This window comes from Curvibacter sp. GW821-FHT09D12 (assembly GCF_059416245.1).
Genome location: NZ_JBWKOU010000028.1, coordinates 20830 through 41530, shown reverse-complemented (window position 1 = coordinate 41530; position 20701 = coordinate 20830). Strand labels below are relative to the sequence as shown.

At 63.3% G+C, this 20701-nt stretch carries 19 protein-coding genes and 1 pseudogene; 16 read left to right on the top strand and 4 right to left on the bottom strand.

The window, feature by feature from the left end:
- The first annotated feature begins 31 nt into the window (after positions 1–31).
- The 7 genes from AC07PT_RS26905 to AC07PT_RS26875 all read left to right on the top strand — a co-directional run bounded on the left by AC07PT_RS26905 (position 32) and on the right by AC07PT_RS26875 (position 8083).
- A complete protein-coding gene (locus tag AC07PT_RS26905; protein WP_492349739.1) occupies positions 32–1006 on the top strand; it encodes a Bug family tripartite tricarboxylate transporter substrate binding protein in 975 nt (324 codons plus the stop codon).
- Positions 1007–1076: 70 nt separating this feature from the next.
- A complete protein-coding gene (locus AC07PT_RS26900; RefSeq protein ID WP_494658735.1) occupies positions 1077–2504 on the top strand; it encodes an NAD-dependent succinate-semialdehyde dehydrogenase in 1428 nt (475 codons plus the stop codon).
- A 129-nt stretch (positions 2505–2633) separates the two neighbouring features.
- On the top strand, positions 2634–4085 hold the full coding sequence (gabD, locus tag AC07PT_RS26895; RefSeq protein WP_492349741.1) for an NADP-dependent succinate-semialdehyde dehydrogenase: 1452 nt from the start codon (positions 2634–2636) through the stop codon (positions 4083–4085).
- A complete protein-coding gene (locus AC07PT_RS26890) occupies positions 4082–5119 on the top strand; it encodes a Bug family tripartite tricarboxylate transporter substrate binding protein (protein ID WP_494658734.1) in 1038 nt (345 codons plus the stop codon). Before gabD ends, AC07PT_RS26890 begins: the two co-directional genes overlap by 4 nt.
- A 118-nt stretch (positions 5120–5237) precedes the next feature.
- Positions 5238–6164 carry a Bug family tripartite tricarboxylate transporter substrate binding protein gene (locus tag AC07PT_RS26885; protein WP_494658733.1) on the top strand — a complete coding sequence of 309 codons (927 nt, stop codon included), beginning with the start codon at positions 5238–5240 and terminating at the stop codon, positions 6162–6164.
- Between the two features lie 298 nt (positions 6165–6462).
- Entirely contained in the window at positions 6463–7203 is a 741-nt protein-coding gene (locus AC07PT_RS26880) for an IclR family transcriptional regulator (protein WP_492349744.1), read from the top strand.
- A 139-nt stretch (positions 7204–7342) separates the two neighbouring features.
- A complete protein-coding gene (locus AC07PT_RS26875) occupies positions 7343–8083 on the top strand; it encodes an IclR family transcriptional regulator (RefSeq protein WP_492349745.1) in 741 nt (246 codons plus the stop codon).
- Positions 8084–8107: 24 nt separating this feature from the next.
- On the opposite strand, the gene AC07PT_RS26870 is transcribed toward AC07PT_RS26875, so the two are convergent.
- Both AC07PT_RS26870 and AC07PT_RS26865 read right to left on the bottom strand, forming a co-directional pair.
- Entirely contained in the window at positions 8108–8704 is a 597-nt protein-coding gene (locus AC07PT_RS26870; RefSeq protein WP_492349746.1) for a nitroreductase family protein, read from the bottom strand.
- 103 nt (positions 8705–8807) lie between these two features.
- Positions 8808–9848, bottom strand: coding sequence for a Bug family tripartite tricarboxylate transporter substrate binding protein (locus tag AC07PT_RS26865; RefSeq protein ID WP_492349747.1), 1041 nt, complete (start codon positions 9846–9848; stop codon positions 8808–8810).
- Positions 9849–10187: 339 nt separating this feature from the next.
- Here AC07PT_RS26865 and AC07PT_RS26860 point away from each other — a divergent pair, with 339 nt between their 5' ends.
- Complete coding sequence (locus AC07PT_RS26860) at positions 10188–11648, top strand: APC family permease (protein WP_492349748.1); 1461 nt, start codon at positions 10188–10190, stop codon at positions 11646–11648.
- Positions 11649–12154: 506 nt separating this feature from the next.
- On the opposite strand, the gene AC07PT_RS26855 is transcribed toward AC07PT_RS26860, so the two are convergent.
- On the bottom strand, positions 12155–12457 hold the full coding sequence (locus tag AC07PT_RS26855) for a TauD/TfdA dioxygenase family protein (RefSeq protein WP_494658732.1): 303 nt from the start codon (positions 12455–12457) through the stop codon (positions 12155–12157).
- A gap of 7 nt (positions 12458–12464) precedes the next feature.
- Here AC07PT_RS26855 and AC07PT_RS26850 point away from each other — a divergent pair, with 7 nt between their 5' ends.
- Positions 12465–12725, top strand: coding sequence for a TauD/TfdA dioxygenase family protein (locus AC07PT_RS26850; RefSeq protein ID WP_494658731.1), 261 nt, complete (start codon positions 12465–12467; stop codon positions 12723–12725).
- Positions 12726–12758: 33 nt separating this feature from the next.
- Here the strand turns inward: AC07PT_RS26850 and AC07PT_RS26845 are convergent.
- A pseudogene (locus AC07PT_RS26845) lies at positions 12759–13170 on the bottom strand (ABC transporter substrate-binding protein); the annotation flags it as partial.
- 273 nt (positions 13171–13443) lie between these two features.
- Here AC07PT_RS26845 and AC07PT_RS26840 point away from each other — a divergent pair.
- The 7 genes from AC07PT_RS26840 to AC07PT_RS26810 all read left to right on the top strand — a co-directional run bounded on the left by AC07PT_RS26840 (position 13444) and on the right by AC07PT_RS26810 (position 20656).
- Positions 13444–14328, top strand: a complete 885-nt coding sequence (locus AC07PT_RS26840; protein WP_494658730.1) for an ABC transporter permease — start codon at positions 13444–13446, stop codon at positions 14326–14328.
- 14 nt (positions 14329–14342) lie between these two features.
- Positions 14343–15170: an ABC transporter permease gene (locus AC07PT_RS26835; protein ID WP_494658729.1), complete on the top strand. Its 828-nt coding sequence runs from the start codon at positions 14343–14345 to the stop codon at positions 15168–15170.
- 58 nt (positions 15171–15228) lie between these two features.
- Positions 15229–16056 carry an ABC transporter ATP-binding protein gene (locus AC07PT_RS26830; protein ID WP_494658728.1) on the top strand — a complete coding sequence of 276 codons (828 nt, stop codon included), beginning with the start codon at positions 15229–15231 and terminating at the stop codon, positions 16054–16056.
- Positions 16057–16060: 4 nt separating this feature from the next.
- A complete protein-coding gene (gene soxC / locus AC07PT_RS26825; RefSeq protein WP_494658727.1) occupies positions 16061–17359 on the top strand; it encodes a sulfite dehydrogenase in 1299 nt (432 codons plus the stop codon).
- A gap of 76 nt (positions 17360–17435) precedes the next feature.
- Positions 17436–17975 carry a c-type cytochrome gene (locus AC07PT_RS26820; RefSeq protein ID WP_494658750.1) on the top strand — a complete coding sequence of 180 codons (540 nt, stop codon included), beginning with the start codon at positions 17436–17438 and terminating at the stop codon, positions 17973–17975.
- 199 nt (positions 17976–18174) lie between these two features.
- Positions 18175–19281 (top strand): ABC transporter substrate-binding protein, encoded by a 1107-nt coding sequence (locus AC07PT_RS26815; RefSeq protein ID WP_494658726.1) that lies wholly within the window; start codon positions 18175–18177, stop codon positions 19279–19281.
- A gap of 25 nt (positions 19282–19306) precedes the next feature.
- Entirely contained in the window at positions 19307–20656 is a 1350-nt protein-coding gene (locus AC07PT_RS26810; protein WP_494658725.1) for an LLM class flavin-dependent oxidoreductase, read from the top strand.
- The last annotated feature ends 45 nt before the right edge of the window (positions 20657–20701 follow it).

Sequence of the window (20701 nt, the reverse complement as noted above, 5' to 3'; positions counted from 1 at the left end):
CCGTGTTTCGTTCCAACAAGAAAGCCCCCCCATGAACCGCTCGAAATTTTGTCTTCTGAGTGCCTGCCTGATGGCGCTCGGTGCCACCTCAGCGTTGGCTCAGTCCTGGCCGCCGGCCACCGTGCGCATTGTGGTCCCCTACCCGCCAGGAACAGAACCTGATGTGCTCGCCCGCGACCTGGGCAATGCCCTCAGCAAGCAGACCGGCAAGGCCTTTGTGGTGGACAACCGCCCCGGGGCGAACGCCATCGTCGGGACGGAGGTGGTGACCAAGGGTGATGGTGACGGCAGTACCTTGCTGATGGTGGACCGCCTGGCCGTGGTCACCAATCCGGTGCTATACGCCAAGATGCCTTACCAGTGGGAGATGGCCCTGAAGCCGGTATCCGATCTGGCAGGGGTCAACCTGTTCGTGGGGGTGCGTGAGGGTCTTCCGGTCAAGAACTTTGCCGAGTTCCTGAAATACGCCAAGACCGCACCGGGTGGTGTCAACATCGGTACAGGAGGCAATGGCCATGTCAACCACATCGGCATGGAGATGCTCAAGCAGGCCCATGGCCTGAATTTCTCCTACGTGCCCTACCGTGGTGTGGCCCCCGCTGTGCTGGGCTTGTTGTCGGGCGAAGTGGATGCCGTGATGGCGGGTGGCATGGTGATGCAGGCCCACGCCAAGAGCGGCAAGATTCGATTGTTGGCCATGGGTGACACGCAACGTGCCATGTACCTGCCTGATGTGCCAACACTGGCGGAGGCCGGAGGCAAGCCCGGCACCATTCCCTCGACCGTCTTCGCCTTGTTTGCCCCCGCCAAGGTGCCCGATGCAGTGGTGTCGCAGATCAACCAGGCCGTGGTCAAGGTCATGGAGTCGCCTCAGGTCCGTGGGACCTATGCCGTTCGGGGCATGGATGTGGCGACCACAACGCCGCAGCAGACCCTGGCAGCCATGAAAAAAGATGCCGTGCGCTACGGAAAAATCATCCGTGAGGCTGGCATCAAGCTGGAGTGACGCACGCTCCCCCTGGGCCTTTGCCGCCGATGCGCGGCAGATCCTCCGCTCCATCCATTCTCTGAGCACCATGTACCCACCACTTTCTCTCTACATCAACGGCCGATTCCTGAGCGCCCAAGGACGTGATGTCCAGGCCATCCGGGATCCCGCCACGCTGGAGCCCCTGGGTGAACTACCCTGGGCCACCCCTGAAGACCTGGATGCCGCGCTTCACGCTGCAGACCTTGCTTTTCAGACCTGGCGCTGCAGTTCGCCCATGGAGCGCTCCGCCGTTTTGCGTCGGGTGGGCGGGTTGGCCCGCGAACGCGCAAGCGACATTGCGCGGGCCATCACGCAGGACAACGGCAAGCCCTTGGCCGAAGCGGTGGCCGAGGTGCTCAACAGCGCCGAGCACGCCGAGTGGGCGGCTGAAGAGTGCAGGCGCATCTACGGCCGCGTCGTGCCGCCCCGCAATCCCCTCGTGCGGCAGTGGGTGGTGCGTGAACCCGTGGGTGTGTGCGCGGCCTTCAGCCCGTGGAACTTTCCGATGGGCCAGGCCATGAAGAAGGTGGTGGCCGCCATTGGCTCTGGCTGTACCGTGGTTCTCAAGGGACCCGAAGAGTCGCCCAGTGCGGTGGATGCCCTGGCCCACTTGTTCCATGACGCCGGATTGCCGCCCGGCGTGCTCAATGTGGTGTGGGGCGTGCCTTCTACCATCTCCAAGCACCTGATCGAGTCGCCTGTCGTGCGCAAGATTTCGTTCACGGGTTCTGTGCCGGTGGGCAAGCACCTGGCCGCCCTGGCTGGTGCCCACATGAAGCGTGTCAGCATGGAGTTGGGGGGCCACTCCCCCGTGCTGGTGTTCGATGATGCCGATGTCGAGCAGGCGGCCACCTTGCTGGCCCGTTTCAAGGTGCGCAACGCCGGGCAGGTGTGCGTTTCGCCCTCGCGCTTCTATGTGCAGAGCCGGGTGTATGACCGCTTTGTGAGTACCTTCACCGAAGTCATCAACTCGGTGACGGTGGGCCATGGCCTGCAGCCGGAGTCGCAAATGGGCCCCCTGGTGCACGCACGACGTCTTGAGGCCGTGCAGTCCTTGGTGGATGACGCCACACGCCAGGGGGGCGAGGTGCTCAGCGGTGGCGGCCGTCTCCCGGGGGCCGGCCACTTCTTTGCTCCGACGGTGATCACTGGCCTGCCTGACACGGCCCGGGTCATGAATGAGGAGCCCTTCGGTCCCATTGCGCCCATCACCCGATTCACTGATCTGGACGAGGTGCTGCGCAGGGCCAACAGTGTTCCGTTTGGTCTGGCGTCTTATGTGTTTACCCACTCGATTCAAACCTCCACGCGCGTGGCCAATGGTTTGGAGGCAGGCATGGTCAACATCAACCACTTTGGCATGGCGCATCCCGAGCTGCCTTTTGGCGGCATCAAGGACAGTGGTATTGGCAGCGAGGGGGGAACCGAGCTGTTTGATGGTTACCTGGCAACCAAGATGATCACCCAGATCTAAAGCCTGCCGCTTCCCATGCCATGGGCAAGGCTTCACCGCCCGTGCTCCTTATCCAATGTTTCGCGGCCTGTTCTCCAGGTTTTTCCCCGGGGCATCGCGCCTCGGGGGCTTTCTCTACTCTCAATGGCGATGCTGAATCTTCAAAATCCTTTCCTGCTGCGCGACCAATGCCTGATCAATGGTCAGTGGATTTCCTCTGAAAATCGAATTGATGTGCGCAACCCTGCCACCGGCGTGCGCGTGGGCTCCGTGCCGCGCCTGGGTGCCGCCGAAGCTGAGCAGGCCGTGCTGGCGGCCCAGGCGGCCTGGCCCGCCTGGCGAGCCCGCACGGCCAAAGAGCGTGCCGCGGTCCTGCGCCGCTGGTATGAGCTGATCCAGGCGAATGTCGACGATCTGGCGCGCATCATGACCGCCGAGCAGGGCAAGCCCTTGGCCGAGGCCCGGGGCGAGATTGCCTATGCCGCCTCATTCATCGAGTGGTTTTCCGAAGAGGCAAGGCGGGTCTATGGCGACACCATTCCGGCGCCCTTGAGCAGTCAGCGCATCGTGGTAACCAAGGAGCCGATTGGTGTGTGTGCCGCCATCACGCCCTGGAATTTCCCGGCCGCCATGATCACTCGCAAGGCAGGCCCGGCCCTGGCCGCGGGCTGCACGATGGTGCTCAAGCCGGCCTCGCAGACGCCCTTGACGGCCCTGGCTTTGGTGGCGTTGGCCGAGCGTGCAGGCGTTCCCGCGGGTGTCTTGTCGGTGGTGACCGGCTCGGCGGGCGACATCGGTCGGGTGCTGGCCACCCATCCCGCGGTCCGCAAGCTGAGCTTCACAGGTTCGACGGAGGTTGGGCGCACGTTGATGAAGCAGACCGCGGACAGCATCAAGAAGGTTTCCATGGAGTTGGGCGGCAATGCACCCTTCATCGTCTTTGACGATGCTGACCTCGATGCGGCGGTCGAAGGGGCTATGGTGTCCAAGTACCGCAATGCGGGGCAGACTTGCGTGTGTGCCAACCGCCTGTATGTCCATGCCAAGGTCTATGACGCCTTCGCTGCCAAATTGACGGCTGCGGTGCAGACCTTGACGGTCGGCGACGGCATGACCGAGGGGGTGCGTGTGGGGCCCCTGATCGACGAAAAGGCCCTGGCCAAGGTAGAGGAGCACGTCGCAGATGCACTTGCCAAAGGGGCTCGTGTTCTGACAGGTGGGAAACCCCACTCGCTCGGGCGCTCCTTCTTCGAGCCCACCGTTCTGGTGGATGTCACCTCGGACATGGCGGTCGCTCGGGAGGAGACCTTTGGCCCGCTGGCGCCGCTGTTCCGCTTTGAATCAGAGGACGAGGTCGTAGCCCTGGCCAATGACACTGAGTTCGGTCTGGCCAGCTATTTCTACGCTCGTGATCTGGGGCGGGTGTGGCGGGTTGCAGAGCGCCTGGAATACGGCATGGTTGGCGTCAATACAGGGCTGATCTCCAATGAGGTGGCCCCCTTTGGCGGGGTCAAGCAATCAGGGTTGGGGCGTGAAGGCTCGCACTACGGAATGGATGATTACCTGGTCATCAAGTACATCAACATGGCAGGCATCCAATGAACACGGCGCTGGCTCTGCGGTGTCGGGCGCACATTGGCGCGCGCGGCGCCTGGCTGCGCACCGGCCTGGTGGGGCTTGGCTTGGCACTGGTAGGTTGGGCTGGCGTGCTACGCGACGCCGGCGCTGTCGATCTGGCCTTTCCCCAGAAGACCATCACATTGGTGGTGCCCTTTGCCAGTGGAGGGGGAACGGATGCGCTGGCCCGTCTTCTGGGAACGCAGCTTCAGCAGGTGTTGGGGCAGGCGGTGGTGGTTGACAACCGGCCTGGTGCCAATGGCGCGGTGGCCTGGCGCAGTGTCCAGCGGCAGCCGGCCGATGGCTACACCTTGCTACTGGGCAGCCATTCGACGCACGTCATTGCGCCTTTGGCTGCACAGCCTTCGCAGAGTCCCCAGGCGGTGATGTCGCAGTTTGCCATCGTCTGCATCGTGGGCCAGGCCCCATTGGTTCTGGCCGTTCGGTCTGATGCCAAGGAGCGCGATCTGGGAGAGTTCGTGCAGCGGGCCAAGGCGCAAGGCCTGAGCTACGGCAGCTTCGGGGTGGGATCCTCGGGCCATGTCATGGGCGAGGTGTTGGCCGATGCGGCCCATCTGCAGTGGGTGCATGTACCCTATAAAGGCTCTGCTCCTGCGCTCACGGATTTGCTGGGCGGGCACCTTGACAGCGTGTTTCTCACGGTCTCAGCCATCGGCTCCGGCGTTGAAAGTGCTCGAATTCGCCCGTTGGCCGTGACCGGCACCCGTCGATTCCCATCCTTGCCTTCCACCCCCACCTTTGTCGAATTGGGCTGGCCCCAAATGGCCGAGTCGGGTTGGTTTGCGCTGTTTGCGCCCACCGGCACGCCGGCCGTGGTCCAGGAGGCCTTGGCCAAAGCCTTGCGTCAGGTGCTGCAGTCGCCCGAGCTGCGGTCGCGCTTGCTGGCGCAGGGAGTGGAGCCGATCGGCAGTACGCCTGAGCAGGCACGGCGCATCTGGGCGGAGGCGTTTCACCAGGCCGAACCGGTGGTGAAGCGCACCCACATTGAGTTTCCCTGAGGCCGGTGTCCTGTCGGGTTTCCATAACGCTTGGGCCTTGAATCGGCCCTGAAAGGGCAGTATGTTGCTGAGCAAGCGGCTTTGCTTGAAGAGTCTGGGTCTTGCAGGGGTGGCTGGGGTGAGCCCCTTGATGGCGCAATCGGTGTCGGGCAAGCCGGTCACCGTGATCGTTCCTTTTGCACCGGGGGGCGCCATCGATGGGGTCGCCCGTCAGTTGTCTGCGCCCCTGGCCCAGTTGCTGGGACAGACCTGGGTGATCGAGAACGTCACAGGCGCCTTCGGCACCCTCGGGACGCAAAAGGTCGCCCATGCCGCTGCCGATGGTCAGACGCTGCTTTTCGCGGTCAGCAGCCCGCTCAATGTGGCTCCTGTGCTCACCCCCAGTGCGGTGCGCTATGACAGCTTTCGCGACTTCCGGGCCTTGGCCGTGGTGGGTCAGATGCCCTTTGCCGTGGTGGGGCGCCTGGGCTTGCCGGCAGACTCGCTGGAGGGGCTGATCCGCTGGGCGCGCGCCCACCCCGGGGTGTTGAACTTCGGCACCGATGGTCGCGGCTCCTTGTTGCACATCTCGGGTGAGCTGATCCATCTGCGCACAGGCCTTGATTGGGTGCATGTTCCCTACAAGGCGGCGCCCCAGGTCGTGACCGATGTGGTGGGCGGGCAACTGGACCTGGCGATCCTGCCCGTGGCTTTGGTGCAGCAGCACGTGCAAGACGGCCGAATCAAAGCTTTGGCCGTGACTTCTGCGCAGCGGATCGGTGTGATGCCCCAGGTGCCTGCACTGTCTGAACTGCCGGCCATGAAGGGCCTGGCCCTGAGCTCATGGTTGGGGTTGCTGGCGCCGGCTGGTCTGCGGCAGAGCGAGGTTGATCGGCTGCAGCAAGCCATCCGCAAGGTGACCGATGGCGAGCCTTTTCAGCAGATGCTGCAGTCACGGGGCATCGAGCCTCAGCTGATCGTGGGGGCAGATTTCGAGCGCCTGATGCGCAGCGAACGAGGCCTGATTGTCGACGTTGTACGGCAAAGCCATATGGCGGTCGAATGAGAGACTGTCCTGTCTGTCGGGCACCGTTTTCATGAATCGACACTGTCCAGCACAGTACTTTCGTTTGGTGCGATCACTCGTCCATGAGTTCTTCATTGATGAAAATAAATGTATTAATATGGCAATAAAATAACACTTTATTGTGCGATAGAATCCAATAGGCAAAATACTGCAATATATCGGACGGCCTTGTCCGATTGCTGTTCAATGGTTCCGACTGTTCAGGTACTTCGATATCGTTGGCAGCGCTGGACTGTCCTGCCAATGCGTTCTCATTCTTAGCCTTCCCGAACCCACCATGAACAGCTTGCGCCGGATGCTGGATGTCTTGGGCCTGTTCAGGCCTGACCAGTCGGTGATCGACATCGATGTCATCTGCCGTGAGCTGGGCTATACCCCAGCCAGTGCCTACCGGTACCTGCGTGAATTGGGTGCTGTGGGTTTGTTGGTGCGCTTGCCTCGTGGCTACGCCTTGGGGCCGCGCATCATCGCGCTGGAGCATCAGATGACAGCCTATGACCCCATGCTGCAATGGGGTCGCGACCTGGTCGACGACTTGGTCACCCAGACGGGGCTGGACGCCCTGATCAGCGAGTTCCATGGTCACTCTGTCATCAATGTGCTGCTTCAACGGGGCAGCGATGCCGGACCGGTAGGCGGTGGGCGGGGCTTGCCGATCGACCTTTTCCACAGCGCCACCTCGCGCGTCGTGCTGGCTTACCTGCTGCCGCGCCAGATACGGCGGATCTACGATCTGCATGCTGAAAGTGCCCAATTGCTGCACTTGGGGCTGGCCTGGAAGGACTTCTCCCGCAGCCTGCTGGACATCCGCAAAAAGGGATATTGTCTGAGCCGGGGGGAGCTTCACCCGGATCGCACCGGTGTCGCCGCACCGGTGTTCGATGAAAAGGGCAGGGTGCTAGGCAGCATCACCCTGGTGGGGCGCAGTGAGCGCTTTCAGGCCTTTCAGGAAACCTTTTTGTGTGATCTGGTCGTGCGGGCCGCCGCCCGATTGACGGATCGCATCGTGGCCCAATAGCGGCAACATGTCTGAAGTCGGGGGCCTGGGTCAGGCAGGGGGCCGTTGCGCCTTCTTTGGCGTTTTGTCTCGGGCTTCGACTGCAGTTCGATTACGCTTGTCGATCTGACCTTCAACCCTCCCACAGAACGATAAATTGATGAATAGCCTTCGACGCATGTTGGATGTTTTGAGCCTGTTCAAGCCCGAGCAGGCCGTGATTGATGTGGAGTTGATCTGCTCCCAGTTGGGCTATGCACCGGCCAGCGCCTACCGCTATGTGCGTGAGTTGAGCGACGTCGGTCTGCTGGTGCGTCTGCCCCGTGGCTACGCTCTGGGTCCGAGAGTGATCGAGCTGGATCGCCTGATGACCGAGTACCACCCGCTGTTGTCCAGCAGCCGCGATCTGACTCAGCACCTGGTGGAGCAGACCGGGCTCAGCGTGCTGATCAGCGAGCTGTATGGCTCGACCGTGATTTCAATTTATCACCAGCCCGGGGCCAGCGTCGATCCACTGAACTTTGGGCGCGGGCGACCCATGGATCTGTTTCGCAGTGCCACATCCCGGGTGATCCTGGCCTACCTGTTGCCGCGCCAATTGCGCAAGATATTCGATGCCCACACCGATCACCCTGGCGTGCAGCGCATTGGAGGCGACTGGAAGGTCTTCTCCAAGACCATGCTGCAGATCCGCAAACAGGGGTTCTGCATCAGCGTGGGTGAACTCGATCCTGAAAAGACAGGCCTGGCCGCGCCGATCTTTGATGAGAAGCAGCGCATTTTGGGCAGCATCACCCTGGTGGGCCCCAGCGAGCGCTTTGCAGCCTTCAACGAAGAATTTCTTGCAAATCTGGTCGTCGGGGCGGCTGCGAGCATCACGGCACATATTTCAGCGGCTTGATTGCTGCCTGAGGCGCCACACCTTTCAGCCTTTGCTCTGGAAATGGCCCTCGAAGGCCACGTCTGCCAGCGGCAGGCGTTCATTCGGACTTTCGCGGGCGAGCAGCGCTTCGGGCAAGCGATCCTGGCGTCCGGGTTTCCCGACCGCAATCACGGTTTCGATGGCGTGGGTCTCAGGCAGTTGAATGGCAGCGCGCAGACGTGGTTCATCAAAGCCCGCCATGGCGTGGCTGGCCAAACCGGACAAGGTGGCCTGAAAGGCCAGGCTGGCCCAAGCTGCGCCGCAGTCGAATGAGTGCCAGGCGTTGGGCGCCGCCGCGGGCTTTCCTGGAAACACCGCCTGCTTGGCGGACACCAACACCAGAAGCGCTGCCGCGTGCTGCGCCCAGCCCTGATTGAACTCCACCAGCGATTCGAGAATGGGGCGCCAGTGTGGTGTGTCGCGGCGCACATGGATCCAACGCCAGGGCTGAGCGTTGTAGGCCGACGGTGCCCAACGCGCTGCTTCAAGCAGCGTCAGCAACTGCTCTTCTGTGATCGGTTCACCGGTGAAGGCCCGCGGTGACCAGCGTTGGGTGAACAGTGGATGGATGGGGTGTTCGGCTTGTCGGGTAGATGACACAGGGAGGGCTCCGGTAGGTGATGTGACCTGCAGCATGGCGCACAGGTCGGGTGGGTTAGGGGGCGGTTTGGGCGGGTTGATTGCGGTGGGCGCGACACTGTGCTCACTGCACCCGGATGCCGCGTTCGCGGATGAGCTTGCCGACACGTTCTGAATCGTGGGCAATCTGCGCGTCCAATTCAGCCGGCTTTGATGCCGCCGCATGAAGCCCCCGTTTGGCGGTCCAGGCTTGCAATTCAGGGCTGCCCAGCACTTTGAACAGGCTGGCATTCACCTTGGCCAGTATTTCGGGCGGCGTGCCCGCTTTGGCGTGGAGGGTGTAAGAGGTGGAGAGCAGCATGTCGGCGCCGCCAGCTTCGAGGATGGTGGGGACCTGGGGTGTGATGGGTGCTCTTTTAGGCGCGCCCACCGCGAGCAATTTCAACGTGCCCTTTTCGACATGGGGCAGCAGTGCCTCGACCCCGCCCGAAGTCACTTGCACTTGGCCTCCCAGCATCGCCGGGATGACCTCCGCAAGGGCCTTGTACGGTACGTGCAGAAACTCCATCCCGGTCCGGGCCTGAAGCAGTTCCATGTTCAGATGCATGATGCTGCCCACCCCTCCCGTGCCAAAGGTGACCTTGCCTGGGTTGGCCTTCACGTACTGAAGAAACGAGGCGAAATCGGTCACCGGCAACTGAGCGCTGGTGACCAGATACAGGTTCACATCGGCAATGTTGCTGACGGAGACCAGGTCTTTGCGGACATCAAACGGCAGCGGTTGATAAAGCAGCGGGTTGACCGACAAGGTCAGGCGATCCAGCAGCAAGAACGTGTAGCCGTCGGCAGGGGCTTTCACCACCGCATCAGTGCCGATGATGGCGTTGGCACCCGGCTTGTTGTCCACGATGAAGCTGGTGTTCAGCTCTTTGGCCAGCCCTTCAGCGACCAATCGGGCCATCACATCCGGGCCAGTGCCGGGGGGATAGGGCACCATGATTTTCACCGGCCGCGCAGGCCAATTCGTTTGCGCCACGGCCGATTCAGTCCATGCCGTGGTGGTGGCGAGCAACAGGCCCAACACGGCCCATTTCTTGAGTGCAGCAAGCATTCCAAGTCCTTTGTCAATCTTCCTGGAAGACACTGGCTTGAGCTGATGGGCCAAGCAGTACGGGTTGTCATTCGTCTTTCTTTTGACGAATGGCGAAATGCAAAGTTATCACAATGAAATAAAAAAGCAAAACAAATAGAAAAATATTTGAGTTTGTGTTGTTGAAGTTTTGTTTTGAGAAATGATCGCTTTTGGTGAGGGGTTTTGAAATTTCGTTTTGGCTGCACTCCTTTGGTGCCTGGACCGGTGTTCCCGCATGCCAATCTGGGCTATCGGCTCCAGGAAGGTCGGCCTAGACTTTGCGTCAGCCCTCAGACCAATGGACGCGTGAACGACACCGGAATCGTTCGCATGACACCCGCGAACAGACCTCACTTGCTGATCAAAATACCTATGGATTCACGCACCCCTTCGATGCCCCGCCTGCCCGATGACGCCACGGGCCTGCGCTCAGGAACCCTGAGTTCGTGGTTCATCACGCTGTTGGTGATCTCCGCAGCCAGCCCGCTGAGTGTGGTGGCCGGTGGCTTTCCCATCGGGATGATGTTGGGCAATGGCGCTGGAACGCCCGCACTGGTGGTCCTGGCCCTGCTGCTGCTGCTGATGTTTGCTGCGGGCTACACCGCCATGGGCACCTGCGTCACCAGCGCCGGTGGTTTCTACGCCATGGTCTCGCGTGGGATTGGCGGTTCGGCAGGCGGGGCTGCAGCATTCATCGCCATTCTGGGGTCTTTGGCCTTGCAGTTTGGGCTGTACGGCCTGCTCGGCGAGGTGGTTTCTGAGTCATTGCGTGCCCAGTTCGACCTCAGCGTGCCTTGGTGGGCGATCGCCATCGCGGCGATTGCCTCTGTCGCCTACTTCGGGTTTCACCAGATCGATTTTTCGGCCAAGATCCTGGCCTGCTTCGTGGTGGCCGAGTACGCATTTGTGCTGCTGTTGGACGTGCTGATTCTGAACCGTGGCGGTGCCGATGGCATCGAGTTTTCGTCATTTCAGCCTGCGGCCCTCAGTGCCGGGAATCCCTCGATCGGGATCCTGTTTTGCTTCGCAGCCTTCATCGGTTTTGAGGCCACCACCATCTACAGCGAGGAGGCCAAGGATCCGAAACGCAGTATCCCGATTGCCACCTACTCGGCCCTGATACTGGTCGGGTGCTTCTATTCGTTTTCGCTGTGGTGCCTGGTGATCGGCACGGGTTCCGAGCGCGTGCAGGCGACGATTACCGGGCTGAGTGATCCGACCAATTTCCTCTACCTGCTGTCCGACACCTATGCGGGCCATTCATTGACCGTTCTCTTGCGCGGCATGTTCATCATCAGCATCTATGCGGGATTGATCGCGTTTCACAACTCTACCGCCCGGTATTTCTATTCGATGGGTCGGGAACGCCTGCTGCCCAGGCGCCTTGGCTGCACCCACCCACAGTACAAAAGCCCCCATGTGGCCTCGCTGTTGCAGACCGTGCTGTGCCTGATCGTGGTGGCCTTGTTTGCTGTGTTCAAGGCCGACCCCGTTCTTCACCTTTTCTCGTGGCTCAGCAACATCGCGACCGTGTGCCTATTGCTGTTGATGATGGCGACAGCGATCGCGGTGATCGTGTTTTTTCGTCGCGATGCGCATGCTTTCACCCGGTTTCGAATTTTCTGGATGCCGCTCGCGGCCCTGCTGGGTCTGAGCTTTGTGTTTGCTCTCGCAGTGCCCAACTTTCAAGTCTTGACAGGGGCCAGCCAGACCTTGTCTTGGGCTCTGCTCGCCTTGTTGCCCTGTGCAGGGCTCGCAGGATGGGGCGCGGCTCTGCGCTTGAAGTCCTTGGACCCTGTGGCCTACGCCACCTTGGGACATGACCGAAGGTAAGGGGCAGACCCGTTCTGCTTGTGCCGTCGTTGAGCCCCTGATCGGACAAGCCAGAACCCGCTGCGCCGGGTCGGGCGGGTAGCGTTCGGCCTGAAGGTCCGGTGTCGCGTCGTGGGTGACGCCCTCGTCGGTGATCGGCCGCTGGGTGTTGCTCCATTGGCACCACAGGGCTTTCAACTGCTCGAGTACCTCGGGGTGTTGGCGGCGCGGGTTGATGAGCGCATCCACGCCACGCTGGCGGCTGAGGCCACAGAGGCCTGTCATCCTTGCCCTATCCATTTGCGGTGACGGCCGCGTCGCCCTTCCTTTGCTAAACGATCGGTTGACCAGGTGCAATATCCAGCAGGTTGAGTGTTCACTGGCAAGCGTCAGAGATGTGGTGAGAAGCAATGGCCCGATCAGTCGTGGGGCCTGGTTCGCCGGGCATGCGGAGGAGCGCTGACCAGGCTCCAGGTGCCGAGCCTCGTTCACTTTCAACCACGGACTCGGGCAGTCCCTGCCCATCGTCAGAACGGCGTGCTGCCTGACAGACTGATGCGTTTGAGCACCCGGCGCTCCGAGGGGTCGAACACGGAGCGTCCATGCAGCGTGATCTGGTTGTCCCAGTAGACGATGTCGCCTACCTGCCAGCGATGGGTGTAGGCAAATCGCTCCTGTAGCAGGTGCTCGCGCAGGCGGGCGATCAGGGCGGCGCCTGCCACCGGGTCGTAGCCCACCAATTCGACCTCGGTGCTTTCATCGAGGTACAGGGCCCGCAGGCCGCTCTCGGGGTGGGTGCGCACCAGCGGGTGGGCCACCCAGGGCGTCAAGGCCTCGATGTCGGGGCTTCGGTACAGCGGGCGCCTGCCCTCCGGCATCGTGCCGCTGGCACGCCATGAGAGTCAGGCCGTGTTGCAGGCCCTGTACCGCCACATCGAGCGCAACCTGGCCTTTCAGGTGCGCGTGCACTGGGAGGCGGGCACGCTGCTGTTCTGGGACAACTGGGCCACGGTGCACCACGCCGTGTGGAACTATTCCCCCTATGAGCGCTGGGGCGAGCGGGTGTCTGTCTCGCAGGGCCACGGCCCGCAGGCCTGATTTCGGCTCAGACGCGCCCCCTCCAGGGCCTCAGCCTGGCCTCGCCACGATCTGGCCCGAGAAGGTGATCAGGCTCCCGTTTTGCTTGATCTTGGCCAACACAGGGTCCCAGACCAAGGTGGCATCGATGTCGCCACGCTCCCTGGCGGCCAGGATCTCGGGGGCGCAGGTTGAGGATCTTCACGTCGCGCATGTTCACGCCGGCGTCCTGCAGGGTTACCAGCGCATGGAAATGGCTGGTCGAGACAAAGGGCACGCCGAGCTTCTCGCCCTTGAGGTGGGCCAGGCTCTGGATCCAGCAGCCCTGGCGTGCGATCAGTGCCTCGGCTTCGTGAGTGTGGTCGAAGATCCAGAAGACCTCGATCTCGACGCCTTGCGGCACGGCGGCGGCCACCTGCGAGGAGCCGGCCTCGCTGATCTGGATAGCGCCTGAGGCCAATGTTCTGCCCCTGGATGGTTTTTGACGACCTGACAGCCTTCTTTGCGCCCATCCTGCGCTCATCCTTCTGCATCCGAACTGCCCGCTCACGCGGGGAGTCTTGTTTTCTGCATAAGAAGCGTCGCAAATATTCGTTTTTCAACACAGCCTGGGCACGAACAATGGCGCCACCATGATCCGTGTCAAGACAGGCTGAGCTGGCGTTGCTGAAGCTGCTCAGGCAGGCTGTTGCGCGCACCGGTCAGATCGGTCCAACGATTCTTTCCAGGAGTGCCAATCATGAGCCAGACCTTGCGGCTGCCCGATGGGGCGCTGGCCCAGGCTGCCCCGTCCCAGGGGGCGACTGTTGCGGGTGCCTTGCCCGGCGGGCAGTTGCAACTGTTGCGGCTGTTGCAACGGGCTGGGAGGGCGCTGCGCCCCTGGTTGTTGCCCTGGCCTATGCCCTTGCTGCTGCTCTTGCTGTGGTGGGTGGCCGCCCGGCAGGGTTGGGTCGCCCCCCAGGTGCTGCCTTCGCCCGAGGAGGTGGGCACCACCCTGGTCGAGCTGGTGCGCAGCGGCGAAATGGCCGACAACCTCTGGATCAGCGCTCAGCGGGTGCTGTTCGGCTTTGGTGTGGGCGCTTCGGCCGGTTTGCTGCTGGGCGTGGGCATGGGCCTGTCGTCGCGCTTCAAAGACTACGTTTACCCCTTGTTCAAGGCCTTCAGCCAGGTGCCGGTACTGGGCTGGCTGCCGCTGCTGATGCTGCTGGTGGGCATTGACGAGGCGCTCAAGATCATCCTCATTTCCAAGGCCGCGCTGGTGCCGGTGGCCCTCAACACCGCCAAGGGCATCGAAAACGTGCCCAACCGCTATGTCGAGGTGGCACGGGTGTTCGGCTTCACGCGCTGGCAGCTCCTGTCGCGGGTGGTGTTCCCGGCCGCTGCCGCGCCGATCTGGAATGGCATCCGCTACGGGCTCACCCATGCCTGGCTGGCGCTGGTGGTGGTGGAGCTGCTGGCCTCGTCCGAGGGGCTGGGTTTCATGATCGTCTATGGCCGCCAGTTGTTTCAGCTTGATGTGGTGATGGCGGCGGTGATCGTTGTGGGGGCGGTGGGCTTTGCGCTCGACAAAGTGCTGGCCCTGGTCGAGGTGCGCCTGCTGCGCTGGCGCCGCGTTGGCTTTTGATGCAAGGGCGTCGCATGTCTGAACCCGTGTCCATTTCTGTTTCCCCAGGGGCTGCGCGCCGGCGCTTGCCTGGCCTGCCCCGGGCCTTGCGCGGCTGGGTGCTGCCGCTGCTGCTCCTGCTGCTGTGGTGGCTCGCGGTGTCGCTGGGTTGGTCCAAGTCGCCCTTGCTGGTGCCGGTCAGCCAGGTCTGGCACACCGCGGTCGAGCAGACCGTGAGTGGCGAACTCTGGCGCGCCTTGCGCTCCAGCCTGTGGCGCGATCTGCTGGGCTTTGCCATTGGCGCCAGCGCGGGCCTGATCTTCGGAACCGTGCTGGGCCTGTCCCGCCTGTTCGAGAGCCTGCTGGGCCCGAGCTTTCACACGCTCAAGCAGATCTCGCTGTTTGCGTGGATCCCGCTGCTCTCGGTGTGGTTTGGGCTGGGCGATGCGGCCAAGGTAGCTTTCCTGTCGCTGGCCGCGTTCTTTCCGGTGGTGCTCAATACCTTCGAAGGTATTCGCAGCGTGGCGCCCGAGTTGATCGAGGTGGGCCGGGTGTTTGAATTCTCGCGTTGGCAGATGCTGCGCCGTGTGGTGCTGCCCTCGGCCCTGCCCTCGGTGTTCGCCGGCATCCACCTTGGTCTGATCTATGCCTGGCTGGCCACCCTGGGCGCTGAGTATCTGCTGGTGTCAGGCCAGGGCATTGGCAACACCCTGATCGATGGGCGCGAGCACTTCAAGATGGACCTGGTGCTGTTCGGCGTCATCGTGGTCGGGCTGGTGGGCTTTGCCCTGAACTGGCTGGCCAGCCAACTCGAGCACCGCCTGCTGGCCTGGCGCGGGCGCTCGGTGGCCCAGTACGAATAAGAAGCTTGCCACGTGCAGCACAACCCCTGTCATTCTCACTTTCCTGGACCAATTCACCATGGCACATGCAGGAACCCTGACGCTGCAAAACGTCAGCAAGCAATACGAGGTCAAGGGCGCTGCCCTGCCGGTGTTGCAAGACATCTCGCTTTCGATCACCCCAGGTGAGTTCGTCAGCATCGTGGGCGCCAGCGGCTGCGGCAAGTCCACGCTACTGCGCCTGATCATCGGGCTGGAGGAGGGCTACCAGGGCCAGATCCTGCTTGACGGCCAGCGCATCAAAGGCACCAGCCTGAACCGCGGCATCGTGTTCCAGGAGCACCGCCTGTTCCCCTGGCTCAATGTGCGCGACAACATCGGCCTGGGCTTGCTCAATGCCGATCTGACCGAAGGGCAGAAGCGCCTGGCTGTCAACGAGCATATTGAGCTGGTTGGTTTGAACGGCTTTGAGACCGCTTACCCGCACCAGCTCTCGGGTGGCATGTCGCAGCGCGTGGCGATTGCGCGCGCGCTGGTCAATCGGCCCGACATCCTGCTGCTCGACGAACCTTTCGGCGCACTCGATGCCCTCACGCGGGCCCACCTGCAGCAGGAGCTGCACCGCATCTGGCAACAGGAAGGCATCACCATGATCCTGGTGACGCACGATGTGGAAGAGGCCGTCTACCTGGGGGACAAGGTGGTGGTGATGGAGCCCCGACCCGGCCGCATCCGCCGGGTGCTGCCTGTGCCCTTGCCGCACCCGCGCGACCGTGTCAGCTACGCTTTTACCCAGCTCAAGGAGTCGGTGTTGCACGAGTTCTCGGGCCACCCGGCTGCCGAGCTGATCGAAGCCCCATTGCGTCAAGAAGCCCCTGCCGCTTCCCAGTGGCAATTTGCCGTCTGACGCCATGCTGAGCTCCCAAGCCCCCAAACTGGCTGCCGCTGCTGGGTCTGCCCCTCGCCGTGCCTTCTTCCGCCGCGCCACCGCTGCCCTGGGTGCCGTGGCCGCCGCGCCCATCATGGCGCAGACTGCGGTACAAAGCGCCGTGCCCGCCGAGACCGGCCCATTGGCGGTGCCCGACTGGAGCCGCCAGCCCGGGGAGCCCGTGCTGTGGCACCCCTATGGCCAGCCCTCCGAGCACGAGCGCCACGTGGTGCGCCGCAGCCGCGGCAATGCGCCTTTCCCGGGGGCGGCTTCCTCGATGACGCCGCTGGCCGATCTGTTTGGCATCATCACCCCCACCGGGCTGGTGTTCGAGCGCCACCACGCCGGCATTCCGCAGATCGACCCGGAGCAGCACCGCCTGGTGATCCACGGCTTGGCCAAGCGGCCCCGCGTGTTCACCATGGACGATCTGGTGCGCTTCCCGTCGGTGTCGCGCATCCACTTCCTCGAGTGTTCAGGCAACACCGGCACCGAATGGCGCACCTCCACTTCGGCCAATGTGCAGCTGTCCCATGGCCTGCTGTCGTGTTGTGAATGGACAGGCGTGCCGTTGTCCGTGTTGCTCGACGAGGTGGGCATTGCGCCCGAGGCGCGCTGGATCCTGGCTGAAGGGGCCGATGGAGCGGCCATGTCGCGCAGCATCCCGGTGCAAAAGGCGTTTGAAGACGCGCTGGTGGTCTATGCCCAGAACGGTGAGCGCCTGCGCCCCGAGAGTGGCTACCCGCTGCGCCTGTTCCTGCCCGGCTTTGAAGGCAACATGAGCATCAAGTGGCTGCGCCGGCTCAAGATCGGCACCGAGCCCTTCCAGACCCGCGAAGAGACCTCCAAGTACACCGATTCGCTGCCCGATGGCACGGCGCGCCAGTTCACCTTCCTGATGGAGGCCAAGTCCGTCATCACCCGGCCCTCGCCTGGGCAGGTGCTGCGCCAGCGCGGCTTCCACGAGATCAGCGGCCTGGCTTGGAGCGGTCTGGGCCGTGTCAAGCGGGTGGAGGTGTCGGTCGACGGCGGGCGCCAGTGGCGCGAGGCCCAGTTGCAAGAGCCGGTGCTCAACCGTGCCTTGACGCGATTCAGCCTGGGCTGGCATTGGGACGGCTTGCCGGCCATCCTGCAAAGCCGGGTGATCGATGAGACCGGCTATGTGCAGCCCACCCGCGAGCAACTGATTGCTGCACGTGGCCTGAACTCGCTCTACCACTACAACGCCATCCAGAGCTGGCAACTGGCCGCCGACGGGAGTCTGAAGAATGTCCATGCCTGAGCGCGCTTTCACCCTGCCCTGCAGCCCGGCCCTGCGGCGGCTGGCACTTACCTGTGCGTTGCTGCTGTCCGTGGGCATGGGCGGCGTCTCGTCTGTCCAGGCCCAGGGCACGCCGGGTGGCGCGCCCTACGGCTTCGGCACGGTTGCCAGCCCGGCGGCCATCGCAGCCTGGGACATCGACATTGACGCCAAGGGCAACGGTCTGCCTCGCGGCCAGGGCAGCGTCGCCGAAGGGGCCCGACTGTACGCCGAGAAATGCGCCGCATGCCACGGCGACCATGGTCAGGGCAAGCCGGCCGATGCCTTGGTGGGTGGCAACGTGTCGCTCAGCGATCAGAAGATCACGCCGCTCAAGACGGTGGGCAACTTCTGGCCCTATGCCACGACCTTGTTCGACTTCATCCGCCGCGCCATGCCCTACAACGCGCCGCAGAGCCTGAAGCCCGACGAGGCGTATGCGCTGACGGCCTGGATCCTCAACGCCAACGGCGTGCTGCCTGCCGATGCGGAGCTGGATGCCCCGCGCCTGAGCGCACTCAAGATGCCGAACCAGGCGGGCTTTGTCAGTGATGCCCGGCCCGACGTCAGCAACTGGGCCTGCCGCACCTGTCGCTGAGGCGGATTCCGCCTCGTTTCATCTACGCTGCATCGATGCCCCGCAGACCTCGGTCACGGGGCTTTGGGCTTGGTGTGCCCGTCAGGGGGCGGCCCGCACTTCGTCATATCCAAATCTGAAAACCTGCGTTCACGGCTGGCCGGGGGCGTCTTACCTTTGAAGGCAGAACACCCACATCCGCCAACCAAGGATCGCACCCATGACATCCGAAAAATCGCCCCGGCGATGGCTGAACGCGCTGCTGGCGCTGTCTGTTTCTCTGCTGGCCGCCCTCGGCTCTGCCCAAGCCGCCGGCCCTGCGCCAAGCGCCATCCGCATCGGCGTCGCCACCGGCGGCGTGGGCAGTCCGCCACGCACGGGGGGCTCCACCGTCGGCATCGTCAATGCCCAGGGCCTGATCGAGAAAGAGTTTGAGAAGGACGGCATCAAGGTCGAGTGGATCTTCTTCAAGGGTGCCGGCCCCGCCGTCAACGAGGCCCTGGTCAACCAGCAACTCGACCTGGCCTGGCAGGGCGATCTGCCCTCCATCGTGCACCGCGCCAACGGCGTTAAAACCCGCATCGTGCTGGGCACCGGCGTGCGCACCGGCCTGTACCTGGGTGTGCCGCCTGACTCCACCATCAGCCGCATCGAAGACCTCAAGGGCAAACGCGTGGCGGTGTTCAAGGGCACCAACCTGCACCTGGCGGCGGTGCGGGCCTTGGCTGCACATGGCTTGCGTGAAAGCGATGTGAAGTTCATCAACCTCGACCCGGCCGGCACCCAGGCAGCGCTCACCACCAAAGACATTGATGCCGCCTTCAGCTATGTCGACCTGTTTCGCCTGCGCGACAGCGGCCTGGTCAAGGTGGTGTGGTCGGCCGCGGCGGACTCGTACCGCTTCACGCGGCAGACCGTGTTGCTGGCCACCGAGGCCTTTGCCACCGAGCACCCCGAGTTGGTGCAGCGGGTGGTGAACGTGGTGGTGCGCACGGCGCGTGAGTACTCCGAGGAATCGCGCCGAGGTGACCTGTTTGCCCAATGGGGCAAGGCCGAGCTGCCCGAGAAATCATGGCGCGAAGACTTTGTGGGCCAGCCCTTGCGCGTGCGCCTGTCACCGCTGCTCGACCCTTTCCTGGTGGCCCGCTACAAGGATGCGGCCGACGAGTCGTTCAAGCTCAAGCTGATCCGCAAGCAGCCCGAGATCGACAGCTGGTTTGACCGCCGCTTTCTGAACACCGCCCTCAAGGAACAAAAGCTTGACGGCTATTGGCCCGAGTACGCCGCCGACGGCAACCTGGTGGGCAGCCAGGGCGTCAAGCACTGACCCAAACCTCAAGAACGGAGATCTCATGAGTCAAAGAAAACTGCGCCTGGGCGCCTTCGTCATGGCCACGGGCCACCATGTGGCCGCCTGGCGCCACCCCGGGTCACAAATCGATTCGGGCGTCAACATCGACCACTACATCGAGGTGGCCAAAACAGCGGAGCGCGGCCTGTTCGATCAGGTCTTCGTGGCCGACAGCCCGGGTTTGTGGCACCGCGGCGATGATGAATCGCTGAGCCGCCAGGGTCGGGTCTCGTACTTCGAGCCGGTCACGCTCTGGGCGGCGCTGTCAGCGGTCACGAAGCACATCGGCTTTGTGGCCACTGCCTCCACCACCTACGAAGCCCCCTACCTGCTGGCGCGCAAGTTCGCCTCGCTGGACCACATCAGCAAGGGCCGCGCCGCCTGGAACGTCGTCACCACCAGCGCCGACAATGTGCACGGCAACTTCGGCATCGAGGCTCACCCCGACCCTGCCGTGCGCTACGAGCGGGCGCATGAGTTTGTTGACGTCGTCAAAGGGCTGTGGGACAGCTTTGACGATGATGCCCTGGTGCGTGACCGCGCCAGTGGCGTGTATGTGGACCCGAACAAGATCCACGCGCTCAACCACGTCGGCAAATACTTCAAGGTCAAGGGCCCGCTGAACATCGAGCGCCCGCCCCAGGGCTACCCAGTCATCGTGCAGGCCGGCTCGTCGGAAGACGGCAAGGAACTGGCCGCCGCCAGCGCCGAGGCCATCTTCACCGCCTGGACCAGCCTGGCCGAGGCCCAGGCCTTCTACCGCGATGTGAAGGGCCGCCTGGCGCGCTATGGCCGCCGCCCCGAGCAACTGCTGGTGTTGCCCGGCATCTCGCCCGTCATCGGTCGCACCGAGGAAGAGGCCCAGGCCAAATGGGCCGAGCTGCAAGGCCTGATCCACCCCTCGGTGGGCCTGGCCACGCTCGAGCCTTTCTGGCCCCGCGAGGAACTGCAGCGCTGGGATCTGGACGCCGTGCCCCCCTACTACCCCGAACCACCCAAGGGTATCAACAGCCGTGCCCATGTGGTGATCGAGCTGGCCCGACGCGAGCGCTTCACCGTGCGCCAGCTCTACGAGTACCTGGCCGGCGCCCGCGGCCACTGGGTGGTGGTGGGCACCCCCAGCACCATCGCCGACCGCATGCAGGAGTGGTTCGAGAACGGCGCGGCCGATGGCTTCAACGTGATGCCCCCGGTGCTGCCCCAGTCGCTCAACGAATTTGTCGACCTGGTGGTGCCCGAGTTGCAACGCCGCGGCCTGTTCCGCACCGCTTATGAGGGCCGCACCCTGCGCGAGAACCTCGGTCTGGAGCGTCCCGCCAGCCGCTACGCGCAACAGGCCAAGGCGGCCTGAGCCACCGCGACCTCTCATGTTGTCCCGCCTTCCGTCCACGTCCAT